This is a genomic window from Oleiphilus sp. HI0061, assembly GCF_001635675.1.
Genome location: NZ_LWFE01001063.1, coordinates 1 through 4264, shown reverse-complemented (window position 1 = coordinate 4264; position 4264 = coordinate 1). Strand labels below are relative to the sequence as shown.

4 protein-coding genes are annotated in these 4264 nt (G+C 43.7%); 3 read left to right on the top strand and 1 reads right to left on the bottom strand.

What is annotated here, in order from left to right; translation table 11 throughout:
- Positions 1–1026 (bottom strand): sugar transferase (locus A3735_RS32390; protein ID WP_068638199.1); only part of this gene is annotated, 1026 nt, incomplete at its 3' end.
- 319 nt (positions 1027–1345) lie between these two features.
- Here A3735_RS32390 and tviB point away from each other — a divergent pair.
- The 3 genes from tviB to A3735_RS14565 all read left to right on the top strand — a co-directional run.
- The gene (gene tviB / locus A3735_RS14575) at positions 1346–2617 is read left to right on the top strand and encodes a Vi polysaccharide biosynthesis UDP-N-acetylglucosamine C-6 dehydrogenase TviB (RefSeq protein WP_068513984.1); all 1272 of its coding nucleotides are present in this window, start codon (positions 1346–1348) and stop codon (positions 2615–2617) included.
- Between the two features lie 82 nt (positions 2618–2699).
- Entirely contained in the window at positions 2700–3713 is a 1014-nt protein-coding gene (locus tag A3735_RS14570; protein WP_068513982.1) for an AraC family transcriptional regulator, read from the top strand.
- A gap of 353 nt (positions 3714–4066) precedes the next feature.
- On the top strand, positions 4067–4264 hold a 198-nt coding region (locus A3735_RS14565), incomplete at its 3' end, for a hypothetical protein (protein WP_197485899.1).

The following is a 4264-nucleotide window of genomic DNA, read 5'->3' as shown; positions in this document are numbered from 1 at the left end:
ATCTTGAGCCATACTTCTGAATTTATAAATAGAGAACTCTTTTCCATTCAGCCCGACACGCGTCTGACTGTAGAGAATTGGCCCGTCACTTTCTAGCTTAACCGCAATGGCAGTTATCAACATAAACGGCCAGGTAAGCAATAAAATCAGGCTTGCGACGGTCAAATCAAATAACTTCTTTAGAATATCTCGTGCTTGAGAATAGACAAAACCATCTGAGAACAAAGCCCAACCAGGACGAAGCATTGAAATTTCCAATCGCAACAGCTCTCGCTCTATGAACTCAACAGGGTCCGTCACACGAACCCCTCTGAGCTTACAATCCAGCAGTGCATCTATAGGAATCTGACCACCTTCACTGCGGCGGCGCTCATCTGGCGCGACAACTATTTCACTAATATTATGCTGCTTAACAAAGGCCATCCAATCTTCAGGTTCATTGACCAATAAACTGGAATCTACAACCACCTCACCTTGCCCACAAGCCATACAGCCATATAACTGAAACCCTGACTCATCTTTACTAGCTTGAATTCGCTCCATAATATTGGCAGCTGTGTTCCCAGCACCAAAAATTACAACTCGCCGCGTTAACTGAGCCAAATCAACGACTTTATAAAAAAGTACCCTTACCACTAATACGAAGATCAAGGAAAAGGTGATCGCAAACGCTAAAACGCCGCGACCTAAATACATAACAGGGAACAAGTAATAGAGTATCGTCAAGCTTGCGGTACCCAAGAAGAAATAGCTCACAACAGTACGCAAAGCCATCCCGGTCAAGCCTTCTATATAGATACTCGTATAAACCCCCATTGCAAGGGAGCATACACTCAACACCACCGCAAAGGAGATCATCTGAAGTTTAGGTGACTCCAGAATAACATTTACTTCGTCCGCGGCACCCCACATATTTCGCAACTCGACACCGGCAACAACCGCCAACATCAACAAGCAAAATTCAACCGCCCCTAAAACGAGAAACTTACTATGCAAATAATGATTTAAAACACGTACGTGAGCCACTAACGATTACCTTGAATGGAACTGAGAATTTTCTACAAACAACCCGGCTAAGCGAAAGAATAACACCCCACCAACACCCTAGCCGGAGAATAATACAGCTGTACGATAAAAGACGTAAATACAGAATTCACCTTTCATCATAGACTATTTCTTTAAATTATCTGCTTCGTCCTTTACTATTCTCTTAGAATTCAGTCTATCCTGAAGAATTAGTTGCGGCATTATGCAATAATCCGTCACCTTTTTTCAGCGTTCATTGTAAGTCATTTGTAAACAGTCGGCGCAAAGTTTTTATTTATTGATGAAAGATCGAGAGACCATGGAAACAAATACACAAATTTGCATTATCGGACAGGGCTATGTAGGTCTGCCACTGGCAGTCGAATTTGGGAAGAAATTCCCAACCATAGGGTTTGACATCAAAGAAGATCGCATCAACGAGTTACGCGAAGGTGTTGATAGCACACTAGAATGCTCATCTGAAGAGCTTGCTGAGAGCACACACCTCACCTTCACAACCCAGCTCGATGATATCAAGAATGCTACCGTCTATATCGTCACAGTTCCTACACCGATCGATGACTACAAAACACCAAACCTAACGCCGCTAATCAAAGCGAGCGAGATGCTTGGCAAAGTAGTCAAAAAGGGCGATTACGTTATTTACGAGTCGACTGTTTACCCGGGTGCAACCGAAGAAGACTGTTTACCACTAATCGAGCAAGGCTCTGGTTTGAAGCTAAATGAAGATTTCTTTGCGGGATACAGCCCGGAACGAATCAATCCTGGCGATAAAGAACACCGTGTCACGAACATTCTCAAAGTTACCTCTGGCTCAACGCCCGAAGCGGCAACTTTTATTGATGACCTTTATAAAAGCATCATCGTTGCCGGCACGCACAAAGCAGCTTCTATTCGTGTAGCTGAAGCCGCAAAAGTTATTGAAAACACCCAGCGTGACGTCAACATCGCTCTCGTTAACGAGCTTTCTTTAATTTTTGACAAAATGGGCATCGACACCCTGGAAGTACTCGAAGCCGCTGGCACAAAGTGGAACTTCCTCCCCTTCCGCCCAGGCTTGGTTGGCGGTCACTGTATTGGTGTAGACCCATACTACCTAACACATAAAGCGCAATCGATTGGTTACCACCCAGAAATCATTCTTTCCGGTCGTCGTATTAACGACAACATGTCTGCTCATGTTGCCGAGAAAGTATTGAAGCTTATGACCAAGAAGAAAATTCAGGTTGTTGACGCAAACATTCTGGTCATGGGGCTTACATTTAAAGAGAACTGCCCTGATATTCGCAACACCAAAGTGACTGATGTTATTACAGAGCTCCAGGGCTACCACGCCAATATTGACGTCTATGACCCTTGGGCAGATGCAGAAGAGGTGAAGCATGAGTATGGGCTTAACTTGATCAGCGAACCTAAACAAGATCACTACGATGCAGCAGTCATTTGCGTATCACACGACCAGATCAAAGAAATGGGTATCGCAGAAATCCGTAAGCTATGCAAAACCAATAACGTTATCTTTGATGTGAAATATCTATTCGACAAAGATGATGTTGATGCGCGTTTGTAAGCCTCAGCTCGGCATTGAATTAAGAGCCCGGTAGTTACCGGGCTTTTTTGTTATCCGCTTGCGATTCGATAATTAGCACCACATGGCAACCATTGGCACTCACTACATCCTCAGCGCGCTAGGCGGCGCGAGAAAAAAAGGCGTCGATACTCGCCAACTGCTAAAGCAAGCGCGAATATCCGAACTTCAACTCAGAAACCCCAGAGCACGCTTCCCGGTAGAGTCGGTTGCCAAGCTCTATTCAAGTATTGCAGAGACCCTAAATGACGAGTTTATGGGCTTCACTGAAACCCCCATTAAGCTCGGAACCTTTGCCCTCATGGCTGAATGGGTCAGTTACAGTCATAACCTCGAAGAACTATTGCATCGAGGGATTCGCTTCTATAACCAGATCAACAATGAAATAAAGGTTTCTCTTGATGTCGAAGGAGAGCACGTATATTTCACCTCAGAGTTCAACAATCCGGAATTAGATTTCGAGCACTTTTATATCGAGTACTGGCACGTCATTTGGCACCGCTTTGCAAGTTGGTACATTGGCAAACCAATTAAACTAATTGGCGCCTATATTAATTACACCCCCATTGATCATGAAGAATTTGAGCTCTTGTTTCGCTGTAAAACTAACCAAAAGAGCAAATTCAACCGCTTAGTCTTCCATCGGAAGTATCTCGAAGAGCCTTTGATCAAAACTACTCGCGACCTAAAAGTCTTTCTAGCACGCGCGCCGATAGATCTACTTACCATCCCCGGCGAAGACAATAGCCTGACAGCACAAATCAAACTTCTTATAGAGCCCAAGAGCACCCACATCAGCGAAGCAATTAAACTTCCAAATAGCGCTGTCATCTCTCGCCAATTAGGAATCAGTGAACAAACACTACGCCGAAAGCTTCACCTAGAGGGCATTAGCTATCAACAAATCAAGGATAATCTTCGCCTCGATATCGCTAATAAGCTGCTGACCAAGCGCAACCTGACTATCGCAGAAATTTCTCAGCACCTTAACTTCAGCGAACCCCGAGCCTTTTCACGCGCCTATACAAAATGGACAGGCGAAACACCGAAAACCTACCGCGTAAAAAAGATAAAATAAGCGATTAAGTCTATTTATCTGCACCTTTTCAACCAACAAATAAGCGTTTATGTCTATTTAAATTTTATATATTTGTCCTATACAGACATCATAACAAAACACTTATCTGTTTAATTTCAACACCTTAATTAAATATCACACCTTACCTCTCGTATCGAAGCGCACTTTATTTTATAGACATTTCCAAATATCATCGCTGCACTTTTTAGGACAAAAGCGAACCTTTTTCGTTTTAGTCATAATATTAAATTGCCAAAACTTCGCTACACTTGAGCGCTAAAATACACCTATACTTAGTAGCTTTATTTAACGAACTCCTATCACGACAGGCAAGCAAACTAACGGACCGTGCGATGACAACAAGCAAAGACGCCACACCCAAGATCAGCCTAGATAACCCTTTTGGTTCTGACAACGAGCTGGACTTTAGAATCCCCGGGCAAAATGCAGAAAACCCCGGACTTTATGAAGAAACTCTCCGTAAAGGTTACGACCTGATGCAGCGCCCAAGAAAAGCTGCTGGTGTAACGGCCATTACGCGTCAACACAGT

What these genes read in the sequence shown, in the direction of transcription:
- tviB (WP_068513984.1), top strand. Translation starts at nt 1,346, where the DNA reads ATGGAAACAAATACACAAATTTGCATTATCGGACAGGGCTATGTAGGT.
- A3735_RS14570 (WP_068513982.1), top strand. Translation starts at nt 2,700, where the DNA reads ATGGCAACCATTGGCACTCACTACATCCTCAGCGCGCTAGGCGGCGCG.